This is a genomic window from Celeribacter baekdonensis (genome assembly GCF_003047105.1).
Lineage (GTDB): Bacteria > Pseudomonadota > Alphaproteobacteria > Rhodobacterales > Rhodobacteraceae > Celeribacter > Celeribacter baekdonensis_B.
In genome coordinates this window covers 3,097,553-3,122,959 of sequence record NZ_CP028475.1, presented here as the reverse complement: position 1 = coordinate 3,122,959, position 25,407 = coordinate 3,097,553, and the positions used below count along the sequence as shown (strand labels likewise).

General features: G+C 56.7%; 21 protein-coding genes, 1 other RNA gene and 3 pseudogenes. 12 read left to right on the top strand and 13 right to left on the bottom strand.

Translation table 11 applies throughout. From position 1 onward, the window contains the following. Positions 1–142 precede the first annotated feature (142 nt). Positions 143–1,537, top strand: coding sequence for an FAD-binding oxidoreductase (locus DA792_RS19045; protein WP_107722067.1), 1,395 nt, complete (start codon positions 143–145; stop codon positions 1,535–1,537). Between the two features lie 10 nt (positions 1,538–1,547). Here the strand turns inward: DA792_RS19045 and hemC are convergent, their stop codons facing one another. Then, positions 1,548–2,492, bottom strand: coding sequence for a hydroxymethylbilane synthase (gene hemC / locus DA792_RS19040; RefSeq protein WP_107722783.1), 945 nt, complete (start codon positions 2,490–2,492; stop codon positions 1,548–1,550). Positions 2,493–2,618: 126 nt separating this feature from the next. On the opposite strand from hemC, the gene hemE reads away from it, so the two are divergent. Continuing rightward, complete coding sequence (hemE, locus tag DA792_RS19035; protein WP_107722065.1) at positions 2,619–3,653, top strand: uroporphyrinogen decarboxylase; 1,035 nt, start codon at positions 2,619–2,621, stop codon at positions 3,651–3,653. Between the two features lie 55 nt (positions 3,654–3,708). Here the strand turns inward: hemE and hemF are convergent, their stop codons facing one another. Beyond that, positions 3,709–4,602, bottom strand: coding sequence for an oxygen-dependent coproporphyrinogen oxidase (gene hemF / locus DA792_RS19030; protein WP_107722782.1), 894 nt, complete (start codon positions 4,600–4,602; stop codon positions 3,709–3,711). A gap of 153 nt (positions 4,603–4,755) precedes the next feature. Between hemF and DA792_RS19025 the strand changes: the two genes are divergently transcribed. Then, a complete protein-coding gene (locus DA792_RS19025; RefSeq protein ID WP_107722063.1) occupies positions 4,756–5,130 on the top strand; it encodes a hypothetical protein in 375 nt (124 codons plus the stop codon). A 22-nt stretch (positions 5,131–5,152) separates the two neighbouring features. Here DA792_RS19025 and DA792_RS19020 read toward each other — a convergent pair whose 3' ends face one another. Genes DA792_RS19020 through clpS form a run of 3 tightly spaced genes read right to left on the bottom strand, consistent with a single transcriptional unit; the run spans position 5,153 to position 7,342 of the window. Continuing rightward, the gene (locus DA792_RS19020) at positions 5,153–5,965 is read right to left on the bottom strand and encodes an SDR family NAD(P)-dependent oxidoreductase (protein WP_107722061.1); all 813 of its coding nucleotides are present in this window, start codon (positions 5,963–5,965) and stop codon (positions 5,153–5,155) included. A 30-nt stretch (positions 5,966–5,995) separates the two neighbouring features. Next, positions 5,996–7,003, bottom strand: coding sequence for a class I SAM-dependent methyltransferase (locus DA792_RS19015; RefSeq protein ID WP_107722059.1), 1,008 nt, complete (start codon positions 7,001–7,003; stop codon positions 5,996–5,998). 15 nt (positions 7,004–7,018) lie between these two features. Next, positions 7,019–7,342 (bottom strand): ATP-dependent Clp protease adapter ClpS, encoded by a 324-nt coding sequence (gene clpS, locus DA792_RS19010; protein ID WP_009572437.1) that lies wholly within the window; start codon positions 7,340–7,342, stop codon positions 7,019–7,021. 138 nt (positions 7,343–7,480) lie between these two features. Between clpS and DA792_RS19005 the strand changes: the two are divergent. Together DA792_RS19005 and DA792_RS19000 are read left to right on the top strand one after the other, a co-directional pair. After that, a pseudogene (locus tag DA792_RS19005) lies at positions 7,481–8,184 on the top strand (HAD family hydrolase). Positions 8,185–8,466: 282 nt separating this feature from the next. Continuing rightward, positions 8,467–9,950, top strand: a pseudogene (locus DA792_RS19000) (D-alanyl-D-alanine carboxypeptidase family protein). Positions 9,951–9,990: 40 nt separating this feature from the next. On the opposite strand, the gene DA792_RS18995 reads toward DA792_RS19000, so the two are convergent. From DA792_RS18995 to DA792_RS18975, 5 genes are all read right to left on the bottom strand, one after another. Next, on the bottom strand, positions 9,991–11,598 hold the full coding sequence (locus tag DA792_RS18995) for an ABC transporter ATP-binding protein (RefSeq protein WP_107722057.1): 1,608 nt from the start codon (positions 11,596–11,598) through the stop codon (positions 9,991–9,993). Continuing rightward, a complete protein-coding gene (locus DA792_RS18990; protein WP_107722055.1) occupies positions 11,595–12,701 on the bottom strand; it encodes an ABC transporter permease in 1,107 nt (368 codons plus the stop codon). The genes DA792_RS18995 and DA792_RS18990 overlap by 4 nt, the downstream gene beginning before the upstream one ends. Continuing rightward, positions 12,698–13,798: a microcin C ABC transporter permease YejB gene (locus tag DA792_RS18985; protein ID WP_107722053.1), complete on the bottom strand. Its 1,101-nt coding sequence runs from the start codon at positions 13,796–13,798 to the stop codon at positions 12,698–12,700. Before DA792_RS18985 ends, DA792_RS18990 begins: the two co-directional genes overlap by 4 nt. Positions 13,799–13,816: 18 nt before the next feature. Further along, the gene (locus DA792_RS18980; protein ID WP_254679311.1) at positions 13,817–15,757 is read right to left on the bottom strand and encodes an extracellular solute-binding protein; all 1,941 of its coding nucleotides are present in this window, start codon (positions 15,755–15,757) and stop codon (positions 13,817–13,819) included. Between the two features lie 131 nt (positions 15,758–15,888). Continuing rightward, entirely contained in the window at positions 15,889–16,410 is a 522-nt protein-coding gene (locus DA792_RS18975) for a c-type cytochrome (protein ID WP_107722051.1), read from the bottom strand. A 122-nt stretch (positions 16,411–16,532) separates the two neighbouring features. Here DA792_RS18975 and DA792_RS18970 point away from each other — a divergent pair. After that, positions 16,533–17,362, top strand: a pseudogene (locus DA792_RS18970) (prephenate dehydratase). Positions 17,363–17,391: 29 nt separating this feature from the next. On the opposite strand, the gene DA792_RS18965 reads toward DA792_RS18970, so the two are convergent. From DA792_RS18965 to DA792_RS23460, 3 genes are read right to left on the bottom strand one after another with little or no spacing between them, the layout of a single operon-like run. Further along, the gene (locus DA792_RS18965) at positions 17,392–17,865 is read right to left on the bottom strand and encodes an SRPBCC family protein (protein WP_107722049.1); all 474 of its coding nucleotides are present in this window, start codon (positions 17,863–17,865) and stop codon (positions 17,392–17,394) included. 42 nt (positions 17,866–17,907) lie between these two features. Continuing rightward, entirely contained in the window at positions 17,908–18,492 is a 585-nt protein-coding gene (nudC, locus tag DA792_RS18960; protein WP_417267962.1) for an NAD(+) diphosphatase, read from the bottom strand. Between the two features lie 8 nt (positions 18,493–18,500). Then, positions 18,501–18,854 carry an NUDIX-like domain-containing protein gene (locus DA792_RS23460; RefSeq protein ID WP_159075323.1) on the bottom strand — a complete coding sequence of 118 codons (354 nt, stop codon included), beginning with the start codon at positions 18,852–18,854 and terminating at the stop codon, positions 18,501–18,503. Positions 18,855–19,105: 251 nt separating this feature from the next. Between DA792_RS23460 and DA792_RS18950 the strand changes: the two genes are divergently transcribed. The 6 genes from DA792_RS18950 to rsgA all read left to right on the top strand — a co-directional run bounded on the left by DA792_RS18950 (position 19,106) and on the right by rsgA (position 25,388). Continuing rightward, positions 19,106–21,082, top strand: a complete 1,977-nt coding sequence (locus DA792_RS18950; RefSeq protein WP_107722041.1) for a bifunctional 2',3'-cyclic-nucleotide 2'-phosphodiesterase/3'-nucleotidase — start codon at positions 19,106–19,108, stop codon at positions 21,080–21,082. A gap of 236 nt (positions 21,083–21,318) precedes the next feature. After that, entirely contained in the window at positions 21,319–22,326 is a 1,008-nt protein-coding gene (locus DA792_RS18945) for an ABC transporter substrate-binding protein (RefSeq protein WP_107722039.1), read from the top strand. Between the two features lie 87 nt (positions 22,327–22,413). Next, positions 22,414–23,205 (top strand): ABC transporter ATP-binding protein, encoded by a 792-nt coding sequence (locus tag DA792_RS18940; RefSeq protein WP_107722037.1) that lies wholly within the window; start codon positions 22,414–22,416, stop codon positions 23,203–23,205. Beyond that, on the top strand, positions 23,202–23,966 hold the full coding sequence (locus tag DA792_RS18935; RefSeq protein ID WP_107722035.1) for an ABC transporter permease: 765 nt from the start codon (positions 23,202–23,204) through the stop codon (positions 23,964–23,966). The genes DA792_RS18940 and DA792_RS18935 overlap by 4 nt, the downstream gene beginning before the upstream one ends. Before the next feature lie 71 nt (positions 23,967–24,037). Next, positions 24,038–24,134, top strand: an RNA gene (ffs, locus tag DA792_RS18930) — signal recognition particle sRNA small type. Positions 24,135–24,329: 195 nt separating this feature from the next. Continuing rightward, positions 24,330–25,388 (top strand): ribosome small subunit-dependent GTPase A, encoded by a 1,059-nt coding sequence (gene rsgA, locus DA792_RS18925; RefSeq protein WP_107722780.1) that lies wholly within the window; start codon positions 24,330–24,332, stop codon positions 25,386–25,388. The last annotated feature ends 19 nt before the right edge of the window (positions 25,389–25,407 follow it).

Below are 25,407 nucleotides of genomic sequence, written 5' to 3'. Positions count from 1 at the left end.
GCAACAGGCCCTGAATGGATTTCAAATCCGTCCCCTCGTCTTCGGCGGGGACGGATTTTTGGCACCCTCTTTGTCGATGCCCCACCCTTGCCAAACCACGCATTTTCCACGACACCCCGAGGACCAAATACCGGAGCGACCGATGGACCTCATAGAGCGCCTGCGCGCGATCACACCGCATGTTTTGACCGGGCCTGACGCCCTGCCCTATGGCCGCGACTGGGTTGGCAAATATGTGACCACGCCTTTGGCCGTGGTGCGTCCGAACACGACCGCCGAGGTTTCCGCCATCATGGCGCTGGCGCATGACACAGCCACGCCCGTTGTGCCGATGGGCGGCAACACCGGGTTGACCGGCGCAACCGCCGCCGAGGGCGCATTGGTCCTCTCGCTGGAGCGGATGAACCGTATTCGCGATATTCGCCCAGAGGCCCGGATCGCCGTGGTTGAGGCCGGGGTGATCCTGCAAGAGTTGCACATCGCCGCCGAGGCACAGGGGCTGAGCTACCCGATGACATTTGGCGCCAAAGGATCGGCGCGGATCGGCGGCACATTGGCAACCAACGCAGGTGGTTCCAATGTTTTGCGCTATGGCAACACTCGCGATCTTTGCCTTGGGCTTGAGGTGGTCTTGGCCGATGGGCGTGTGCTTGATCTGATGAGCGAGCTGCACAAGGACAATTCCGGCTATGACCTGCGCGATCTGATGATTGGCGCAGAGGGCACATTGGGCGTGATCACTGCCGCCGTGTTGAAACTCACCCCCCTGCCGCAGGCCTATGCCACCGCCATGGTCACCGTCCCTTCACTGCCGGATGCGTTGCAGCTTTTGAACCGGTTGCAAGAACACACCGGCGGCATGGTCGAGGCGTTTGAATATATGCCGCGCGATTATATGGCCCGTCTGGCGCAGTTTCGCGCCGATCTGATGCCGCCTTTGGGGCATGATGTGGATCACACGATTTTCTTGGAAATCGCCTCCACCGTGCCGCGCGATTGTACCGTGGATGACACCGGCCAAGTGCCGCTTGTAAGCGCGCTGGAAGAGATATTGGGCGAGATGTTCGAGGCGGGCTTGGTGTTAGACGCAGCTTTGGCCGGGTCCGTGGCACAGCGCCGTTTGATGTGGGAGATTCGCGAAGCCGCGGCGGAGATCTCGGTCAACACCAAGCCTTTGGTGATCAATGATCTCTGCCTTCCGGTCGATCAGATCGAAACCTTCCTCAGCCGTGCTGAGGCGCGCCTGAAACCAATTGATCCCGGTGTGACATCGTGCACGGTCAGCCATCTGGGCGATGGCAATGTCCATTATACGATCTACCCGTCCGCTCAGGCGCTGTGCGACCCGTTGATGGAGGCGGTGGAGGACATCGTCCAAGACATGCGCGGCAGTTTTTCCGCCGAACATGGCATCGGTTTGGGCAAGCTGAGCTCAATGCAACGGCGCAAAGACCCGGTGGCCTTGGAGATGATGCGAGCGGTGAAAGCGGCGTTTGATCCGAAAGGGATTTTGAACCCCGGCAAGACCCTGCCCTAGCCCAAGTCCTTTATTTCCAGTCGAAAAACCCCTCACCCGCTTGCTCAAGCAGTTTGGTGGCCATCTCAATGGCCATCTCTGGACCGTCCGTAATCGCACCAGAGACATCATCGCTGAGAGATTCGGAACCATCGCTACGCAGGATTTCCCCGCGTAGGCGTAAGATACCGCCGTCAATCTGCGCCAGCCCGGCAATCGGCGTTTGGCAGGAACCGTCAAGCTTGGCCAAAAACGCCCGTTCACAGGCCAAAGCCTGTCCTGTGGGCGCGTGATGAATGGCGGCAAGCATGTCGGCGATATGATGATCCGCGGCACGGCGCTCAATCGAAATCGCGCCTTGGGCAACGGCGGGCAGCATCTCTTCGGCGGTCACGGGCACGCGCGGTACATCCTCAAAGCCCAGACGATTGAGCCCCGCGAGCGCCAAAAACGTCGCATCCGCCACGCCGTCTTTGAGTTTTTGCAACCGGGTTTGCACCGAGCCGCGAAATTCGATGACCTGAAGATCAGGGCGTTTGTTCAACAATTGTGCTTTGCGACGCAGCGACGACGAGCCGACAGTCGCGCCCTGAGGCAAATCCGCAAGCGCGCGCCCATCCAGCGTGATGAAGGCGTCAAAGGGGTTTTCGCGCGGCAGATAGGTATCAAGCACCAGGCCTTCGGGCTGTTCCACCGACATATCTTTGGTCGAATGTACGGCAATATCGACTTCGCCATTCAAAAGCCGATCTTCGATCTCTTTTGAAAATAACCCTTTACCACCCAACTCGCGCAGGGCGCGGTCTTGGACCCGATCACCGCGGGTCGAAATGGACACGATCTGAAACGCCTCAAGCGGCAGATCAAACGCGGCCATAAGACGCGCGCGCGTCTCATGGGCCTGCGCCAGCGCAAGCGGGGAACCACGGGTGCCAATTTTCAGCGGTTGAGCGGGGGTCGGGAGTGTGCGTGTCATGGCCAAGCCATACCTGCGGCGGATCATCCTGACAAGTCATGGCGACGTCAGGGCGACGTCATGGCCGCTTGACAAAAGCACGCAGGAAAGGGACCAACGCGGGGACACACAACCGGGAGGCCGCAGATGTCCGAAAAAACGATCCTCAAAGCGCTCAAAGGCGAGACGCAAAAGGTTCCGCCGATTTGGATGATGCGGCAAGCTGGTCGCTACCTGCCGGAATACCGCGCCACGCGCGCTCAGGCCGGAGATTTCCTCAGCCTGTGTTACAACCCGGAACTGGCCGCCGAAGTGACGCTGCAACCAATCCGTCGGTTTGGCTTTGACGCAGCGATCCTGTTTGCCGATATTTTGCTTTTGCCTCAGGCTTTGGGCGCCGATCTTTGGTTTGTCACCGGCGAAGGCCCGCGCCTGTCGACCATCACCTCAGAGGCGGATTTTACGCCGATGAAGGGCAAGGATGACATTCACGAAGTGCTTGCTCCGGTCTACGAGACGGTCAAAATCCTCTCGCGTGAGCTGCCGAAAGAGACCACGTTGATCGGCTTTGCTGGCGCGCCGTGGACGGTTGCGACCTATATGATTGCCGGGCGCGGCACCCCGGACCAAGGCCCGGCCCATGCCCTGCGTGAGGGCAATAACGACCTCTTTGAAAAGATCATCGACCTGTTGACCGTCAGCACGATCGAATATCTCGACATGCAAATCCAAGCCGGTGCCGAAGTCGTCAAGATTTTCGACAGCTGGGCCGGGAGCCTCAAAGGCGAGGCGTTTGAAAAATATGCCGTCGAGCCCGCACGCCGGATCACCTCCGAGTTGAAAAAGCGCCATCCGGGCATTCCGGTCATCGGTTTTCCGCGCGAAGCGGGCGACGGTTACATCGGCTTTCATGCCAAAACCGGGGTCGATTGCGTCGCCTTGGACAATTCTGTCACACCCGAATGGGGCGCAGAACATGTGCAAAAAGACGGCTGCGTTCAGGGCAATCTGGCCTCAAGCCATATGGTCACAGGTGGCCAAGGCTTGATCGACGAGGTGCGTCATGTCCGCGATGCGTTTTCCAAAGGCCCGCATATCTTCAACCTCGGTCACGGCATCACACCGGATGCAGATCCTGACAACGTGTCCCTGATGATCGAGACGCTTCGGGAAAACGTCTGAAACCAAAAGCCCCGTCAAAGAAAGCCCCGCAATATGCGGGGCTTTTCGTTGTAGGTCAGACCCATTTCGCCATCGGCGGTAGGGACATCAACACGGCATTGGCGTCATGGCCGGTTTCCAAACCAAACTTGGTGCCACGATCATAGACGAGGTTATATTCGGCATAGAGGCCGCGATGAACCAGTTGCGTGTCTTTGTCGGCCTCGGTCCACGGCGTATCGCGGCGCTTTTCTGTCGCGCCTAAGAAGGCGGGCAAAAACGCGCGACCCACATCTTGGGTAAAGGCAAAATCTGCCTCCCAATCGCCCGTGTTGTGATCGTCAAAAAAGATACCGCCTACGCCACGCGCCCGACCGCGATGCGGGACATAAAAATACTCATCCGCCCAGTCTTTGAAGCGCGGATAATAGTTCGGGTCATGGCGATCACAGTGATGCTTTTGCACCGCGTGAAACGCCTCCGTGTCCTCGGCATATTCGATACAGGGGTTCAAATCCGATCCGCCGCCAAACCACCACGCATGCGGCGTCCAAAACATCCGCGTGTTCATGTGAACGGCGGGCGTGTGCGGGTTCTGCATATGCGCGACAAGCGAAATCCCCGCCGCCCAAAACCGCGGATCGTCTTTCATCCCCGGAATGCCTTTACGCGCGGCCATGGCCATTTGCGCCCGCTCGCCCAACTCACCGTAAACAGTGGAAATATTGACGCCGACCTTTTCAAACACCCGACCGCCGCGCATCACGGACATCACCCCGCCGCCCGCGTCAGAACCGTCATCCGAGCTGCGCTTGGTCTCCGTGACCTCAAAGCGCCCGGCGGACAAATCGGCAAAAGGGCCTGTGGTTTGGCTGTCTTCGAGCGCCTCGAACGCGGTGACAATCTGATTGCGCAAATCTCGAAACCAAAGGGAGGCGCGGGATTTTTCGTCAATCATCTCTGGGCTCATCTCTTGGCGGGCGTCTTGGCTCATTCAGGCAGTCCTTTCCGGCGCATCATGTTGCGCCAAGAAGTAGCAGCAATGCGCCAAGAGCGGCAAGATCCCTTCCCCCACGCCAGAAAAAGCCTATTGTATGGACAGAGTTGAAAAGGAGATTTTCAAATGCGTTGGCTTGCTCCCCTTATGCTGTTGCCGCTTGTCGCCGCCTGTTCCGAACAACAGATGTGCATTTCCCGTGCCACAAAAGATTTGCGTCAGGTGCAAAGCTTTATTTCCGAGGCCGAAGGCAATCTCGCCCGTGGCTATGCCTTGGTCGAAAAAGAATACATCGACTATGACATTCAGCGCTGTGGTGAAGATGCGGATGGCAAAGCCATTTACTGTCGCGTGCCCGACGTCGAAACCCGGCGTGTTCCGAAAGCCATCGACCTTGATGCCGAAGCGGCAAAATTGGCAGCGCTGAAAAAGAAAGAAGCGCAATTGGCAAGACAGGCAGAGGCCGCAACCCAAGCCTGTGTGCAGCAATATCCGAGCTGAGACCGATGAGAGCCTTTCAAACTTAATGAGTGGGCGCGTGCACCGGATCAACCAGAGTGCGCCCGCCATCCAAAGTCAGGATTTGCCCGGTCATAAACCCGGAGGCCTCAGACACCAAATATTGCACAGTCTCGGCAATCTCTGCGGCCTGTGCGACCCGGCCCAGCGGCGTCTTCGCGATGATCTCATTTCGGTAATCGGGGTTTTCCGCCAACATCCCCTGGAGGCTTGCGCTCATCACCGAGCCAAACGCCACGGCATTGACCCGAATGCGGTTCGGCGCCAAAGCCACCGCCATAGAGCGCGTGAGTTGATCAACGGCGGCGGAAGAGACTGAAAAGGCCAACAATTCCGGTTGCGAACGACGCGCGGCAATTGAAGAGAGGTTCACGATCGAGCCGACGATGCCCTCGTCTTCGCTGCTTTTTTCGGAGCGTTTGATCATCCATTTCGCCACTTGCTGCGTCAATCTCAGCGAGGTCATCAGGTTTTGTTCAATCAAATGGGCGACATTGTCTTCTTCAACACACAAAGGATCACTCATCGCCACCTGACGCGAGGCGTTGATCAGGATGTCGACACCTTCAAAGGCATCAATCGTGGCGGACAAGAGGTTGGCGATGGTCAATTTTTCGCGCAGATCACCGGCGAAATAGGCGATATGAGGCTCGTCCTGATGGGCGGCCTCCCCGTATTGTTCAATCAGACTGGATTCGTCGATATCCGCGCACATGACCCGCGCACCTTGGGATACGAAATGTCGTACAATCGCCAAACCGACGCCATTGGCCGCACCGGTCACGATGGCGGTCTTGCCTTCAATCGAAAAGCTCATCAGTGGTCTCCGCAATATGTTAGCGCCATCTTAAGCGGTTTTGCCGCCCCTGCGAAGCGGTTTTGCGGCGTGAAGCACCTTAAACCCGCCCGTATCGGCAATCTGTTGGCATGTGCCAAACATCTCGGCAAGCGTCGCCTCATAGGGCAATTGCCGATTGGCCACCAGCCAAAGCTGGCCCTGAGGCGACAGCATCCCGGCGGCAGCCCGAATAAAGGCCTGACCCAGCCCAGGATCTGCCGCACGTGAGGTGTGAAACGGCGGGTTCATGATCACCGCATCGAGTTTGGTGGGCGGGGTGAATTTGGTCGCATCCTGCCAATGAAACTCCGCACGCGGATCGGTGACATTTTCGCGCGCACAGGCCAGCGCGGCGGCCTCTGCCTCGACCACATGCAGACGTTTCACTCCGGGATGGTCTAAAATGTGACGGGAGAGATAGCCCCATCCAGCCCCGAGATCGGCGATTTTCGATGGCAACTTGTCAGGCAACGCGGCCAGCAAGGCCTGCGAGGCTTTGTCCATGCGATCCACCGAAAAGACGCCAAGTCGCGTGGTGAACCCGTCGATCAGCCGCAGCGCACCGGGGTCAACCCAATCGCTGAAATCGCCGCCGGAAAAGGCGAAAGCCTTGCCATGGGCTTTGGAGACGATCTGCGCCACCTCAACCCGTTTGCGCACATCTTTCAACAGGCTGTCGATGCCATCGGTCTTTTGCCCATCCACGATCACACGCGTCGACCGCGCAGCGGCATCAGCAATCAACGCCCGCGCCTCCGCTTTGGACCGCGGCACAGCCACAACAGCCAAATCAAATGTACCCTCAGCCTCAACACGGGCCTCAAACCCGCGCGCTGTGAACGCATCGAAATCGGGCTTAAACCCCTGAACGATCTGAAGAGATGTGCCCGCGAGATCGGACAGGTCGGCATCATGCGTAGGGCGATAGACCACAACGCGTGCAGGCGCCGTGTCAGATAGATCGTGACCAGACAGATCGTGGCCTTCGAGCAGAAGAGGGAGGCGGGAAGATATCATGAAGCGGCGAAACGCCTATTCCTTTTCCATCGTGCATTGCAGCGGATGTTGATGGCGGCGGGCGAAATCCATCACCTGCTGCACTTTGGTTTCGGCAATCTCGAACGGAAAGACCCCGACGACGGCCAAGCCCTTTTTATGCACGGTCAGCATGATCTCGGTCGCATGACCATGACCGATGCCAAAAAAGCGCTCCAGCACCAGAACGACAAATTCCATCGGCGTGTAATCATCGTTCAAAAGCATCACCTTATACAAAGGCGGGCGTTTGGTTTTTGGCTTGGTTTTAAGCGCAAGATCGACATCGCCGTCGTCGAAACGGTCGTCTTTGTCGGACATCATGTGAGGCGAGAGGGTCACTCTGGCGTCTCCGATTTTGGATTTTGCACAAACTTACGGTCTTGATTGGCGTTATATAGACCCTTTTTCGCATGAATAAAGAGGGTTATGCCAAAACGGGTAAAGGGAGCTTAGCATATGTCTGTCAAACTCGCGACAATCGCGTTCGATGCGGATGACACGCTTTGGGAAAATGAGGCGTTTTTTCGCCTGACCCAAGAGCGATTCGCCGATCTTTTGGCCAATTACACCGAACGGGATCACTTGGCACGCCGGCTTTTGGCCGCAGAGCGACGCAACCTTGGCCACTATGGATTCGGCATCAAAGGTTTTGTCTTGTCGATGATCGAAACCGCGATAGAGGTGACGGATCAAAAGGTCCCCGCCTCCGTCATCGCCGACTTGATCGCCGCCGGACAGGAGATGTTGCGGCACCCGATCCACCTGCTCGATGGCGTCGAAGAGACCGTGCGCGCCCTCGCTGAACAGCATGAAATCCTGTTGGTGACCAAAGGCGATCTGTTGGATCAGGAGCGCAAATTGGCACAGTCCGGTTTGGGCGATCTGTTTGATGGGGTCGAAATCGTCTCCGCCAAGACGCCCGAGGTCTATGCGAGCATTTTCGCACGGCACAATGTCGCCCCGAAGCTGCGATGATGGTGGGCAATTCGATGAAGTCCGATGTGCTGCCGCCGCTTGAAGCCGGGGCGTGGGGCGTGTTCATTCCACACAACTGGACCTGGGAAATCGAACATGCGGAGGCGCCCAATAATCACCCACGCTACCGTGAACTGGGTGATTTGGGGGCCCTGCCGACACTCATCGAAACGCTCGGCCTCTGATCACCCTCGCCGCAGTTCTCTTTTTTATGCCGCGAACTTCACCATGTGGTGGGCGATGTAGCCATAGCCACCACATGTGGCGTTGCAACTCTGCATCCTCCCAAAGTCTTTGAAAATTCGCGGTTTTCTCAAACGAAAGCCTGTGCTACGTTTTCAAAATAAGCTGGGCGAAATGATCCGGCAGGACGAGGCAGATTTATCATGATGAGCAACGTGCAAGCGCGGGGAGTCCTGCGTGCCGTATCAAGACGTATTTTCCCTCTTATTTTGATCGCCTTTGCGATGACAATCGCAATGTCGGCAAAGATGATGGCGGCGGAATATGCCGCGCTGGTGATGGATGCGCGCAACGGCAAAGTGTTGCACGCGACCAATGCCGACACCCGACTGCACCCGGCCTCGCTGACCAAGATGATGACGCTCTACATCGCTTTTGAGGCAGTCGAACATGGTGAAATCACCCTCGATACCCTCGTCACCGTGTCGCGCAATGCCGCCTCAGAGCCGCCCTCGAAATTGGGCCTCAAGGCCGGTCAAAAAATCAAACTGCGCTACCTCATCCGCGCCGCCGCCGTGAAATCTGCCAACGATGCTGCCACCGCCATCGGCGAGGCCATCGAAGGCTCCGAGGCCGCATTTGCCCGCCGGATGAATCGCACGGCCAAAGAGCTTGGCATGTCGCGCACCACGTTTAAAAACGCCAATGGCCTGACCGAAGAAGGTCACCTGTCTACCGCCCGCGACATGTCCGTTTTGGGGCGCCATGTGTTTTATGATTACCCGGAATATTACAACATCTTTTCGCGCAAAACCGCCGACGCGGGTGTGACCACCGTCACCCATACCAACTCGCGGTTTCTAAGCGCCTATCCCGGCGCAGATGGCATCAAAACCGGCTACACTGCGGCGGCAGGGTTTAACCTTGTGGCCTCGGCACAGCATGGCAATGAGCGGATCATCACGACCGTCTTTGGCGGCCGCTCGACAGCCGCGCGCAACGCCAAAGTGACCGAATTGATGGACCTTGGGTTCAAACGCGCGCCAACAAATGTCTCTGTCATCAAACCGAAAAAACCACCCTATTTGGGTAAGGTTGGTGGCGCAGCTATCATGGTGGCCAAGGGCGAAACTGCCCCGAAAGTGGCGTCGAAAATCGTGCGGGTGAGCATCAATATGGCCAAAAGCCCGATCCCGAAAGCCCGACCAATGCGCGAATTAGCCCCGAGGATGAGCAAATGTTGCTGGCTGCCTCTGCTGATGTGTTCTCGGCCTTGGAAAAAGCCAATCAGGAGGCCGCGCTTTTGGCCGCAGCGACCGAGGCCACGGTGGAAGCGAGCACAATTTTAGCGGCAGAAGCCACACGCGCGCAAACCGCGCCCACGATACCCGCTATCGCGCCGATCCTGCGCCCGGCACGCTACGAGACACCTGAAAAATTACAACTCGCCTCAATCGAACCCACATCCGCTGTGTCCGCCGATCCGATCCCGACCGGGCCCGAAGTGGTGACGCGGATCTCGACCTCTGGCAGCCGCCATTGGGGCATCAATATCGGCACGTATGGCTCGGAATATGAAGCCCGCAAAGAGCTCTTGCGCACCGCGCTGACAGAGATCGAAATGCTTGATGGGGCGCTGCGCAAAGTGGTCAAAACCAAACGTGGCTATGACGCGAATTTCCTCGGACTGACCGAAGATTTGGCCGCGATGACATGTCGCCGGTTGGAAGCGCGCGGCACCGATTGTGCCCCCATCGGCCCGTCCTGATCAACAGTGAGAGAGACTGAAATTGAGAGGGCGTGGGGCGTTAGAGCCCTGCGCCCTCTTCTACTTTTAGGTCAAACGCCGCGGCCACCAAGGCACGGGTGTAGGCCTCTTTCGGCGCGTCGAAAATCGCATCGGCATCGCCCGCCTCAACCACATCACCGCGCTTCATCACCATCACTTTATGGCTCAGCGCCCGCACAACGCGCAGGTCGTGAGAGATGAACAGATAGGCCAGTTTATGCGTGACTTGCAGCTTGCGCAAAAGCTCAACGATCTGCACCTGAACCGTCATATCCAGTGCCGAAGTCGGTTCGTCCAAGACCAAAAGCCGTGGCCGTAGAATCATCGCGCGGGCAATGGCAATACGTTGGCGTTGACCGCCGGAAAACTCGTGCGGATAGCGATGGCGGGTCTCGGGATCGAGCCCAACTTCACGCATGATGTCGATCACCGCCGCCTCATTGGAGGCATAGCCCTCGACCTTATGCACGCTCAGCCCCTCGGCGATGATTTGTGCCACAGTCATGCGCGGAGAGAGCGACCCGAACGGGTCTTGGAACACGATCTGCATATCGGCGCGCAGTGGCCGCAACTGGCGGTTGGACCAACCTTGAATGTTCTGCCCCAAAATCACCACGGTCCCCTGTGAGGAAATCAGCCGCATCAGCGCCAGCGCCAGCGTGGTTTTGCCGGAACCCGATTCGCCCACGATGCCCAAGGTTTCGCCTTCGCGCACCGAGAATGTCGCGGCATTGACCGCTTTGACATAGCCCGCCGTTTTGCGCAGGAAACCGCGCTGTACCGGGAACCAGATGCGCAGGTTTTCGGCCTCTGCCACGACGTCGGAGTCTTCGGGCACCGGGTCCGGGCGGCCCGTGGCGGCAGCGGCCAAAAGCATTTGGGTATAGGGGTGTTGCGGGTTGTCGAAAATCACCGCCGTCGGGCCGGTTTCGACAATCTCTCCGTCTTTCATCACACAGACCCGATCAGCGATTTTGCGCACGATGTTGAGATCATGGGTGATGAACAGCATCGACATACCAAGTCGATCTTTGAGCTCGCGCAACAGCTCCAAAATCTGCGCCTGAATGGTCACATCAAGCGCCGTGGTCGGCTCGTCCGCGATCAAAAGTTCAGGATCATTGGCCAGAGCCATTGCGATCATCACGCGCTGACGTTGGCCGCCCGACAGTTGGTGCGGATAATCTTTGAGACGGCTTTCCGGGTCGTGGATGCCAACCTGTTCCAACAGCTCAATCACCCGAGTGCGTGCCGCAGTGCCGGTCATGCCGTGATGGATCAAAAGCACCTCAGAAAGCTGTTTTTCCAGCGTATGCAACGGGTTGAGCGAGGTCATCGGCTCTTGGAAGATAAAGCTGATGTCATTGCCACGCAGTTTGCGCAATTCCTTTTCGGGCGTGCCGACAAGCTCTTGACCCTGATAGGTAATCGACCCCGTGATCTCGGCCGTGTCGGGCAAAAGGTTCACGCTTGAGAGCGCTGTGACCGATTTGCCGGAACCGGATTCCCCCACAAGCGCGACAGTTTCGCCCTTTTCAACGGTAAAAGACACGCCCTTGACGGCCTCGACCGTGCCGCCATCCTGACGGAAGCCAACGCGGAGATCTGTGTAGCGCAAAAGGCTCATCGAAAGGTCTTTCTCGGGTCAAAAGCATCGCGCACGCCTTCAAAGATAAAGACAAGCAGCGAAAGCATGATGGCGTAGGTGAAAAAGGCGGTGAAGCCCAGCCAAGGCGCCTGAAGGTTCTGTTTGGCCTGAAGCGTCATTTCGCCCAATGAGGGATAGGACGAGGGCAAGCCGAAGCCGAGAAAATCGAGCGACGCCAGCGTGCCAATGTTGCCCGTCACAATAAAGGGCAGCATTGTCAAAGTGGCAACCATGGCGTTGGGCAACATGTGGCGGAACATGATGGTGCCGTTGGAGACGCCGAGCGCGCGGGCGGCACGGATATATTCGAAATTGCGCGCCCGCAGGAATTCGGCCCGCACCACGCCGACCAAGGCGGTCCAGCCAAACAGGATGGTGACCATGACCAAAAGCCAGAAACTTCGCCCCAAAATAGCAAACAGGATGATGATCACATAGAGCGACGGCATCGCACCCCAAATCTCCAAAATCCGTTGAAAAATCAGGTCGGTACGGCCGCCAAAAAACCCCTGAAGCGCGCCTGCGATGATACCCACGAAAGACGAAAGCACCGAGACGATCAAGGTGAAGAACACCGACAGGCGGAAGCCGTAAATCACCCGTGCGACAACATCGCGCTTGGTGTCATCCGTGCCCAGCCAGTTTTGTGAGGTCGGCGGCGAGGGCGCGGCCCCCGGCCCCTCAACTTGGGTGTTGAACGAATAGCGGATCGGCGGCCAGAGCATCCAGCCTTTCTCGATCTTGTCCCCGTTGATGACGCCGTCCTTGGCATCTTCGATCAGGGCGTCAGGATCGTCGAAACAGTCCACCATACCGCCAGTTTTGACCAAACATTGCACCTCGGCATAGCGATAGACGGCCTCGGTTCTGAAATCGCCGCCAAATTCGGTTTCCGGGTAGAAATTGAAAATCGGCATGTAATAGTTGCCGCGGTATTGCACGAGGATCGGTTTGTCATTGGCCAGAAACTCGGCAAAGAGCGACAGGCCGAACAGGATCGAGAACAGGATCAGCGACCAAAACGCGCGGCGGTTGGCACGGAAGTTGCGCCAGCGGCGTTGGTTGAGGGGGGAAAGTGTCATGTGTCCCTCTTTTCAAAGTCGATACGCGGATCGACAAAGACATACATCAGGTCGGAGAGGATGCCGATCAACAGGCCGATGAGGCCAAAGAAAAACAACGTGCCAAAGATCACCGGATAGTCACGTTCAAGCGCAGCTTGGTAGCCCAAACGCCCCAAACCATCGAGCGAGAACAGCGTTTCGATGATAACCGACCCGCCAAAGAACACGCCCAAAAACAACCCCGGAAAGCCCGCGATCACGATCAACATCGCATTGCGGAACACATGGCCGTAGAGGACGCGGGACTCAGACAGACCCTTGGCCTTGGCGGTGACCACATATTGTTTACGGATTTCATCGAGAAAGGAGTTTTTGGTCAACAGCGTAAGCGTGGCAAAGGACGAAACCACCGAGGCCAGCACCGGCAGAGCAATGTGCCACAGGTAGTCCAACGCCTTGCCAACCAGCGTCATCTCACTCCAATTCGGCGAGGTCAGACCGCGCAGGGGGAAGATTTGCCAATAAGACCCGCCCGCAAACAGCACCAAGAGCATGATCGCAAAGAGAAATCCGGGGATCGCATAGGCGGCGATGATGATGCCCGAGGTCCATGTGTCAAAGCTTGATCCATCACGCACGGCCTTGCGAATGCCCAAAGGGATCGAGATCAAATAGGAAATCAACGTCGCCCAAAGCCCAAGGGTGATCGACACAGGCAGCTTGTCCCAGACCAGATCAAGCACCTTCTCGGATTTGAAATAGCTCTCACCAAAATCAAACCGCATGTAGCTCCACATCATCGAGAGGAAGCGTTCCAAAGGCGGCTTATCAAGACCGAATTGACGTTCCAGATCCTGAATGAACTCGGGCGGAAGACCGCGTGCCCCGGCATATTCGCTTTCATAGCCATTGCCGTCGAGCACATCCATGTTTTGGCCCGCATCGCCCTGACCGCCGGTAAAGGAGGCAAAGGCATCGCCTTCGCCACGCATATTGGCCAGGACCTGTTCGACAGGGCCACCGGGCACGAATTGGGTGAGCGCGAAATTGAGGATCATGATGCCCAGAAGGGTCGGAATGATCAACAAAATGCGCCTTAAAATATAGGCTCCCATCGGGATTGTCCTGACTGCTTATTTCAACGCGCCGGCGGCTTTGAGCGCCTGCTCTTTGTCGGCATTGACCCACCAAAAATCCAGATAGCCCAGATCAAGCGGTGGCATTTTATCCTCGGACGGGTGCTCATACATGTTGTAATAGGCCACCCAAAATGCGTCGTTCATATGCGCGGGAACAATGAAATAGTCGTAGCGCATGATCCGGTCGGCAGCACGCACAACGGCGGCCATATCGTCATAGCTTTCGACCTCTAACAAGCGTTTGCCCAGATAATCAATCGCCGGATCAGACAGACCCGCCGGGTTGAACACGTCGTTCACATTGTCAGATCCGTATTTCTGATCAAAGCTTGACCCTTCCTCAAACCCGTTCGCATAGCCGCTGTAGATCATGTCGTAATCAAAGCTTTGGGTTCGGGCTTGGTACTGGTTCGCATCGACGCGGTTGTAGCTGGCGTTCACGCCCAACGCGACAAGATTTTCGATATAGGGATTGATGATGCGATCCCACGCCGGGTTGTAATGCAGGAATTCAACATCCAGCGTCTCGCCCTTGGCATTGCGCAACTTGCCATCATCGCCGGGGACATATCCGGCCTTCTCTAACAAAGCCAAAGCTTTACGCAAATTGCGACGGTCCAAAGAGCGTTCGCCCGACGTATGAGGCAAAAACGCCTCTTCGGTGAAAATCTCAGGCGGGACCATGTCGCGGACCTCATCAAGATAGGCCAATTCTTTGCCCTCAGGCAGGCCTGTGGCCTTGAGCTGCGGTGTTTCCCAAAAGCTTTCGCGCTGTTTGAACAGCCCGTATTGCAACGTGTCATTGGTCCATGTGAAATTATACATCAACCCAAGCGCCAAACGCACATTGCGATCCTGAAACTTGTCCCGGCGCAGGTTGAACAAAAATCCGGCCGCGCCGGGCAGTGAGCCATCATGAAGTGTGGCTTTGATCACCCAGCCCTTTTCCAGAGCCGGAAAATCATAACCGGTGGCCCAATTCAAAGACGAGGTTTCTTGGCGGAACGTGATCTCACCCGATTTAAACGCCTCAAACGCCGCAATCGTATCGCCGAAATAGATCACCTTGATGGTGTCGAAATTCTCGCGCCCGACTTTGAGCGGATGTTTGATGCCCCAATAATCCGGGTTGCGTTTGTATTTCACCCATTGGCCGGCGTCGTAGCTGTCCAACATATAGGCCCCTGTGCCGGGAGAGACATCGAAACGTTTCTCATCCAACTTGGCGTCATGGGCGTCAAACCACGCTTTTTGCATCACCAAAGTCGACCCGGCCTGTCCGATCAACCCTTTGCGTGGGATGTCCGGTTGAAAGGTGAATTTGACGGTATAGGGATCAAGCGCCTCGACTTTCGCAATCATCGCACTGACGCCCGCGCGCCATGATGGCGTGGCTTCGTTGATGAATTTGTTATGAGTGAACACCACATCCTCGGCGGTCATCGGCGTGCCGTCAGAAAAGGTCACATCCTTGCGCAGGTGGAAAATCACCCACTCCTGGCTCTCAGGATACTCCAAGGTTTCACACAAAAGACAGTACTGAGCCCCGGTGAACTCATCCGCCGTCCCGTCCATCAACCGCTCATACGGGGTCGACGACAAAGCTGCGGGCGTCCCTGACAGGGTAGAGAAGGGGTTCATACTGTCAAAGGTGCCAACCGTGCCCAAAACGATGTCGCCACCTTTGGGCGCATCTGGGTTGACGTAATCGAGGTGGTCAAAGGGTTCGGAATATTTCACCGTATCCCAATCGGTGAACCATGTGCGTGTGATCGTGTCCTCAGCTTTCGCAGCCCCCCCAAAAGCGCCAACAGGGCCAAGATCGGGAAACCTGTGCGAAAAGCGGGGCGTGCGAACATATGGAACCTCCGAAAGTGTTGTGGATGCGCCATTGGGCGGCGCGTCTTGCTCTGTGCGACGGTAATGTGTCGACACGCCCACATGCAAGTTACAACACATCGAAAAACCGTGATCGCACCCAAGCGCGTAAGAGTTTGCATAAGAAAACCCCCACTGGCACACGGCCAATGGGGGTTTGTGATGCAATCAGGCGCGATCTGTTGAGATCAGCCAGAGATCGACTGAAGATAGGCCACGAGATTGGCGCGATCTTCGATCTTCGGCAGACCTGCGAAAGACATTTTGGTGCCCGAAACAACGCCTTTCGGGTTGAGCAGAAATTCGTTGAGCGCATCGGGTGTCCAGGCGCCACCGTGGGCCATCATGCCGTCGGAGTAGGTGAACCCATCGACGCTTGCGACGACACGCTCGAACACGCCATCAAGGTGCGGACCGGTGCCGTTGGTGCCGTCCACTTTGTGGCAGGCCTTGCATTTGGAAAAGACTTTTTCGCCTTTCGCAACGTCAGCAGAGGCCAAAAGCTCGTCAAAGCTCACTTGGACCACCTCTTCTGCCGGGGCGGCATCTTCTTCGCCTGTCGCGATGACATAGGCTTGGGCGTGTTCGCCATCATGACCAGCGCCGCCCATCGAGTAGATGGAGGTCCCAGCCCAATTGGCAAAGAGGAAGATCAAGAAGGTGCCGCAAAGGCCGCCGACGACCTTGGTGATGGTCATAGTGTTGAACATGTCGCGTTCCGTTTATATGCATTCGTCGCGCGCTATCTACCCGCTTCCCCTAGTGCATTTCAAGGTATAAGACCGTCACCCACGCAAGTTAGCGCAAAACTATGAGACAAAAGGGGTCGAAAATGACCGGACGCATCGCATTTCAGGGAGAACTGGGGTCATATTCCCATCAAGCATGCTGTGAAGCGCGCCCCGCGTTTGAGCCCCTGCCCTGCCCGACCTTTGAGGATGCGATGGAGGCTGTGCGCTCGGGGCGGCTGATCTTGGCATGATTGCGGTCGAAAATTCGACCTATGGACGGGTGCAAGACGTCTATCACCTTTTGCCAGAATCAGGCCTGCACATCATTGATGAGACCTTCGTGCGCGTGCATGTGAACCTTTTGGGACTTCCCGGCACGAAAACATCCGACATCAAACAGGTGCGTGCCATGTCCGTGCTTTTGGGGCAGGCCCGTGGCTTTGTGCGCGACCATAGCCTGACAACGATCAATTGGTCTGACAACGCCGCCGCCGCACGATCCGTTCAAGAAGAGGGCAACCCGGAGATCGGGGCGTTCGCCTCAGAATTGGCTGGTGAAATTTTCGGACTTGATGTGCTGGCCCGCCATATTGAAGACCACAAACTCAACACCACTCGTTTTCTCATCATGGCACGCGAAGCCGATTATACCCGCCGCGCCGACAAAATGGTCACCGCCTTTATGTTCCGCGTCCGCAACCTCCCGGCTGCGCTGTATAAGGCGATGGGGGGCTTTGCCACCAATGGCGTCAACATGACCAAGCTGGAAAGCTACATGGTCGACGGGGTTTTCACCGCAACACAGTTTTATGCCGATATCGAAGGCCATCCCGACGACGAAAACGTGCGCCGCGCGCTAGATGAATTGGGGTATTTCACTGAAATGGTTGAGATTTTAGGCGTCTATCCGGCTGACCCGCGTCGGACCTAAACATGGACAACTCTTAGGCGCGTTCCGAATTATCTTTTGGACGCGCCTAGGTACTCATCCGCCAAATGGTCGCAAAATTTTGAAACGCGGGTTTCAAACCGCTTTTGCAATGTGCCCTTTGCGAATTTCACCGACTGAACCAGAATCCGCGCCGACAATGTGTTCGGACGCACGTCATAGCCAAGCGTCATACGCGTGCGCTGCGGCGAAAGTGCCAAAAGATCAGCGGTCAAAATCATGTCCAACCCACCTGATTTCGCGTCGACCATCAAACCGTTGGGCGCATCATATTCGCGGATTTCAGCGACCAAATCGCGCAATTTCCCTCGAAACGGAACTTTCAACGTCCAACCGGCACCAACCCCACGCGGCTGGCTGGGCGATTTACGGTTGACGTTGATGCCACGCCGCATCGCCTGACGCTCCAAGCCCTCAAAATCAACAAGGCGTTCAAAGACAAATTCTGCCGGTGCTTCAATGTCCTGACGGGTCGAAAATTTCATGCCAACTCACTTGTGATCACTGCCCCGGCCCATGTTATCCCGTTATTCCCAACAGTCTGCAAGCCACTTGGTCAGAAGAAATTGCGCCAATGCGCCTTTTCGGGCCGGGCGAATTTTATCGGACAGCCCGGCCATCGCAACAGATAGCTCCTCGCGGGTCACCCAAAGCGCATCCTCAAGCTCATTGGGATCCAGCGTGATCTCGCGCGTCAACGCCTCAGCCCGACAGCCAATCATCAACGAGGCGGGAAAGGGCCATGGCTGACTGGCGACATAGTCGACCGCGCCAATGACCACCCCCGATTCTTCCAAAACCTCGCGCCGTACGGCGGCCTCAATCGGCTCGCCCGGTTCCATGAACCCGGCCAAAAGCGAATACATCCCTTCGGGCCAGGCTGCATTGCGGCCCAAAAGTACGGAATTTCCATGGGTCACCAACATGATCACCACAGGATCCGTACGCGGAAAATGGTGCGCCGAGCAGGCCGCACAGTCGCGCCGCCAACCACCATCGGACATCTTTGTGGGCGCACCGCAATTGGCACAAAACCTATGCCGCCCGTGCCATTCCAAAATACCGCGTGCCGTTGCCGCGACCTCAGCCTCCCAAGGGGTCAACTGGGTCATCAGCGACCTCAAATCATGAAACTCCGTCCCTTCGATTTCTGCACAGGGAACGGCACCCCCGACCATGGCATCACGGCCTCATCTGTCGGTATGGCACCCTTCCAATCGTCAACATCGACCGCAAAAATCGGCGCATTCTCGTCTGAGAGGCCTAAGAACAGACAGGGGTGCTTGTCGGGATCAAACGCGGGATCTTCGGTTGTGCAAAACGCAAGTCCGCCCGCCTGCCGCATCAATGGCATTTTGTGCCAAAACGGTACGATCAAAGCATTTTTTTGGGCCCAAAGCGACTTGGCATCTGGCCGCAAATGGGCCTCACGACGCAGCACCCCGGCTGCAAAAACCACAGATTCTTTTCTCATACGGTCAGCCATATGTCGATTTCGGGTGTACGGCCAGCGGTTCCAGCTACGCATTTCGCGCAAAAACCACATGATTGTGTTGTCTCTGTGCGACAATAATCAAAAAAACAACCTAAAGTTGTTCATGCGACTAAAAAGGCAACTCGAAAGGGTTTGTTTCAGGTCAAAGGACTGATAATTTTACCGCCGTCACACCAGTGTCTTGTGACGTGTAAATGTTTGCGCCAACGTATGTCAAAAGGAGGCGCATCATGAGCCGTTTGAAAACAAATATGAATCGCCGCGGCTTCATGTCCGGCACAATCGCAGGATCTGCCTTGATTGCTCTTCACCCTTTTTCTGCGCGCGCGGCCGTAAACCAAGCGCATTTGCGGGTTATGGAAACAACTGACCTGCATGTGCATGTCTTTCCATATGACTATTATTCGGACAAACTGATCGACACTGTCGGGCTTGCGCGTACTGCGGCGCATATCAACGCCGTGCGCGCCGAGGCAACCAACACGATGTTGGTTGATAATGGGGACTTTCTTCAAGGCAATCCGATGGGCGATTTCATTGCCTATGAGCGCGGGATGAAAGAGGGCGACATGCACCCCGTCATCACCGCCATGAACACCGTGGGCTTTGATGCCTCCACCTTGGGCAACCACGAATTCAACTACGGCATTCCCTTTTTGATGAAGGCATTGGCCGGAGCCAATTACCCGGTGATTTCTGCCAATGTCGTCACTGAAATGGGGGCCAACCCGCGCGCCGATAAAACACTTTTACCGCCCTATGTGATTTTGGACCGCGAGCTGACCGATGGGTCCGGCGAGACCCACACCATCAAAATCGGCCTGATCGGCTTTGTTCCGCCCCAGATCATGATGTGGGACCGCAAGAACCTTGAAGGTGCCGTTGAGGCCCGCGACATCGTCGAGACGGCCCGCGCCTATGTTCCTGAAATGAAAGAAAAAGGTGCCGATATTATCATCGCACTCAACCACTCCGGCATTGGCGCAGCCGCGCACAGCGACAGAATGGAAAACGCGTCCGTGCCCTTGGCCGAGATTGACGGCATTGACGCGCTGATGACCGGGCATTCCCACCTTGTGTTCCCGTCTGCAACCTATGATGGCTATGCGGCGGTCGATGCGCAAAAGGGGTTGATCCACGGCAAACCGGCGGTCATGGGCGGCTATTGGGGCTCGCATCTTGGTGTGATGGATTTGCTGTTGGAAAAAGACGGCAACGCGTGGCGCGTGGTCACAAACGCCGTTGAAACCCGCCCGATCGCACAGCGCAACGAAGATCGTTCGATCTCCCCCTTGGTCGAAAGTGTCGATCCTGTGCTGGACTCGATCATGGATGTTCACGAGCAAACGCTGGCCTATGTGCGCCGCGCCGTGGGCAAAACCAACGCGCCGTTGCATTCCTATTTTGCCCTCGTGGCCGACGATCCGTCGGTGCAAATCGTGTCCAACGCCCAACTTTGGTACATTGGCGAGATGATGAAAGGCACCGAACACGACGGCCTGCCGATCTTATCTGCCGCAGCACCGTTTAAGGCCGGTGGACGTGGCGGACCGGAATATTACACTGACGTGGCCGTGGGCGATGTGGCGATCAAAAACGTCGCCGATCTCTACCTTTATCCGAATACAATCCGCGCGGTACGGATCAATGGCGCGCAACTCAAAGGCTGGCTGGAACGCTCCGCTGGCATGTTCAATCAGGTCGATAAAGGCGCGAAAGATGCGCTTTTGCTCAACCCCGATTTTGCCTCCTACAATTTCGATGTCATTGATGGCGTGAGCTACCAAATCGACATTTCGCAACCGTCGCGGTTTGACACCAGTGGCGAGGTTTTGAACCCGAACGCCTCGCGCATCGTCAATCTGACCTACAATGGCGCGCCGGTGACCGACGAGATGGAATTCATCGTCGCCACCAATAACTACCGTGCGGGCGGCGGCGGCACCTTCCCCGGCGCTGATGGCACGACCGTGATTTTCGAAGGACCGGACACCAACCGCGACATCATCGTGCGCTATATCGTGGACCAAGGCACAATCAATCCAACCGCCGACAACAATTGGTCGCTTGCTCCCTTGGGCGACACCACAGTGTTGTTTGAAACCGGCCCTGCCGCGCACCAACATCTGGCCGATCTCGACGGTCTCACCATCGAAGACGCGGGCGAAGGCCATGATGGTTTCGCGCAATTCCGCATCACGCTTTAACATTCATAGGGGTGGGCTTGGTCACCTAAACCCGCCCCTTGAGTCGCATGCCTCAGGTTGCCCCTGCGTCATGTAGAAATCGAGATTCGCCATACCTGCACTATATTTAATCACACATGAGTTTATGTGATGTATTTGTGTGCGAATACAAAGGTTGTATACATGATTGTGAACCTTGCCCTCGCGGCGAAAACGCCCCTGCGCCACACTGGGCCGGAACGACACGAGGGAAATCCATGTTCTATAAATCCTTTACAACTTTGGCAGCCTTCGCGCTGACCGCAACCACCGCCTATGCCGAAACCGCATTGCCATTTGCGCTCGACTGGAAATTCGAAGGCCCCGCCGCCCCGTTTTTCACCGCGATCGAAGCCGGATATTTTGCCGATCAGGACCTATCCGTGGAAATCTCCGCCGGCCAAGGCTCGCTTGATGCGATCCCGAAAGTGGCCACCGGCGCCTACCCTGTTGGCATGGCCGACATCAACAGTCTGGTGAAATTTCTCGACCAAAACCCCGGCGCGCCGGTCACTGCGATCATGATGATCTATGATGCTCCGGCGTTTTCCGTAGTGGGCCGCAAATCCTTGGGGATTGAAGCGCCGAAAGACCTTGAAGGTCACGTTTTGGGCGCGCCGCCGCCCGATGGCGCATGGGCACAGTTCCCGATCTTTGCCGCCGAAAACGATCTCGACATGTCAAAGATCACCGTCGAGCCGGTCGGTTTTCCGACCCGCGAGCCGATGCTGGCCGAGGGTAAAGTCGATGCTGTCACGGGCTTTAACTTCTCGTCCTATCTCAACCTCGTGCGTCTTGGCGTGCCCGAGGATGACATTTCGACCATTATGATGAGCGATTTTGGCGTGAGCCTTTATGGCAACGTGCTTTTGGTCAACACCGACTTTGCCGCCGAGCACCCTGATGCGATCAAAGGCTTTTTGACCGCCGTTGTCGCCGGTTGGAAAGATGCGGTTGTCGATCCGAAAGCCGCCGTCGAAAACATGGTGAAATACAACCCGGCCTCTGATGTTGACCTCGAAACCCGCCGCCTGGAGCTTGCGCTCGAAGGCAACGTGTTGACCGATTACGTTGTGGCAAACGGCTTTGGCGGCATTGATGCGGCCCGGTTTGAAGGCTCTTTGGAACAACTCGGCATGGTCTATGAGTTCAAAGCCGCACCGGATGCGAGTCTCTATTTTACCGACGCCTACCTGCCCGCCGCTGCGGACCGGATGCTGAAATAAGCACCCCGAAAATTGATGCGGGCGCGGGACCTTTCCAAAGGCCGCGCCCGCTTTTTATGGCGCGGCTCAGAGACGGCAGAGAGTTAGATGACAAACCTCATAGACATCAAAGGCGTCACCCACGCCTACAAAACCGAAAACGGCCCCCTGCCGGTTCTCGAAAACCTCAACATTTCGGTGCCCGAAGGCGATTTTTGCGCCGTGGTTGGTCCGTCTGGCTGTGGCAAATCCACACTGACGCGATTGATCGCCGGGCTGATGAAGCCCGATGAGGGCGAAGTTTGGCTGCATGGCGAACGGGTCACATCGCCGCGCTCGACCGTGGGCATGGCGTTTCAAAACCCGGTGCTTTTGGAATGGCGCACGATTTTGGACAACGTGTTGCTGCCGCTCGAAATCGTCCCCAACAGCATGAGCAAACGCCAAAAACAGGACCGCGCCCGCGATCTTTTGGCGCTCGTTGGTCTTGAGGGGTTTGAGGACAAACGCCCCTCTGAACTCTCCGGCGGGATGCGTCAACGCGCCTCGCTTTGTCGCTCGATTGTGCACAAACCCGACGTGTTGATCATGGACGAACCCTTTGGTGCGCTCGATGCCTTTACCCGCGAAGACCTGTGGCAAACCATGCACCGTCTGCGCGCCGAAGAACCGTTTACCGGCGTGTTGATCACCCATGATTTGCGCGAAAGCGTCTATCTGGCCGATGAGGTGATTGTGCTCTCTGGCCGACCAGCAACGACCCAACATATTGAAAATGTGAAACTTTCGGGGCGCACCGATTTGGAAGTGATTTACACACAAGAGGCCACCGACATTCTACATCGCCTGCGCCATCAGATCGAAGTTGCGCAAGGTCGCGCAGAGGGGGCGGCACAATGAAACATTGGAAAAAAGTCGCCACGCCGCTTTTGGCCATCATCGCTTTTCTGGCGTTTTGGGAATTCATCGTTTGGTTCAACCAGTGGCCAAATTACAAAATGGCCTCGCCCTCGGACCTGATCCCGGCCTATGCGAAATATTGGAACCTGTTCCTCATTTACGGCTGGCAAACGCTCTGGCGCACTGTTGTGGGGCTGATCGTTGCGGTGATTTTTGGCACCTTGATCGGCATGATCATGGGCTTTTCACGCACCATGCGTGATGCGCTTTACCCGCTTTTGGTCGGCTTCAATGCCATCCCCAAAGCCACTGTTGTCCCCGTGATCGCACTGATTTTCATCGGACAGCATGATTTCAACACCATTCTGATCGCTTTCATGATTTCGTTCTTTCCGATTTCTGTCGCGGTCTCCATTGGCCTTTCGACCTTGGAGCCAGAATACCGCGACATCTTGCGCTCGCTCGGGGCCTCGAAATGGACGATTTTCTGGAAGATTGCGCTCCCAAAAACCCTACCGGAATTTTTTGGCGCATTGAAAGTGTCGGTCACACTGGCCTTTATCGGCACCAACCTGATGGAGATCGTCGAACCGCATGGGCGCGGCCTTGGCCACCTGTTTGATAGCGGCAAAATCAACGCCGATTACCCCCTGATGTTCGCAGTTTTGATCGCTTTGGCGTTTTTGGGGATCGTTCTTTATTACATCGTCGTCGCGCTGGAAAAAATCTTTGCGGGTTGGGCGGAACGCCCACAGGGGTAAAAACATCATCAAGAGGACGGGGTGCATCCGCCCTCTTGCGAATCCGCCCTGTGACGCTTATGTAACCCCTTGAGAGGTTGGCGCGGGCGAGCGCCTCGCCAACCCGGTCAGATCCGGAAGGAAGCAGCCGTAACGAGTCCAGCTTGGGTCGTTGTCCAGCCTCTCACCCTACGCCCACCGGGTCGCAGCTTTCAAAGCGTGGCCCGCAACCGCCAACCGAGGAGGAATTTGATGATTGTCTTGTCTTGCACCCCTCGGGCTGTTGCCGCTTAAGGCGCTTCCCATTTTCGGACTGCCCGAGACCGAATGCCCTCGCCGCCCATCCGGCGCGAGGCCCTTTTTTGCGTCACGCAAGGCAGACCAATGACCAAAGACACCACATCTAACGACCTGAAAACCCTCGGCTGGAGCCAGTTTTTCACCAGCCAACTCAGTATCGAAGACCTCGAAACCCTCACCCCCATGCGCCTCTGCGAAGTGCGTCGTCGCTCCGTTGTGGCGCTTTCTGCAGGGCTTGAGCGGCTCAACATTTCTCTGACCGGGGATCATGTCGCCACCGATATGGCGGTGGGCGATTTCGTCCTCTCGGACGGCGAACGCATCATCCGGCGGCTGGACCGACGCACGTTGATCTCACGCCGCGCCGCGGGTGTCGCCGCCGCCGCGCAACTGATCGCGGCCAATATCGACACGCTGTTCATCACCACGTCCTGCAACACCGATTTTAATGAGGCGCGCCTCGAACGCTATCTCGCGATCGCCATCGAAGCCGAGGCCACACCCGTGATCGTCATCACCAAGGCAGACAAGCCCGAAGATATCCCGATTGAGGCCTATGTGGACCGCGCCAAGGCAATTTATGATCGGGCGGAGATTTTGGCGATCAATGCCAAAGATCCGGCCGACATCGCCCGCCTTGAGCATTACTGCGGCACAGGGCAAACCCTTGCGCTCGTTGGGTCTTCTGGCGTTGGCAAATCCACCATCGCACGCGGGCTGACCGGCGAGGATTTGGACGTCGGCGACATTCGCGAAGACGACGCCAAAGGCCGCCACACCACCACCGCACGTTCCATGCACCGGATGCACGCCGGGGGCTGGTTGATCGACACGCCCGGAATGCGCGAATTGGCGTTGCATGATGCGATGGAGGGGATTGGCACCCTGTTTGAGGACATCACCGATCTGGCGATGACCTGCAAATTTTCGGATTGCCAACACCGCACCGAACCGGGCTGTGCCATCCGTGCGGCGATTGAAACGGGTGAATTGGATGAGCCTCGGGTCGAGCGTTGGCGCAAGCTGATGGAAGAGGACAGCCGCAATTCGGAAAGCATTTCCGAGGCGCGCGGGCGCGGGCGAAAGTTCTCAAAAATGGTGAAACAAGCCAAAAAAGTCAAAAGCGTCAAACGCGGCGAGTGAGCCCGATCGCAAAGATCGC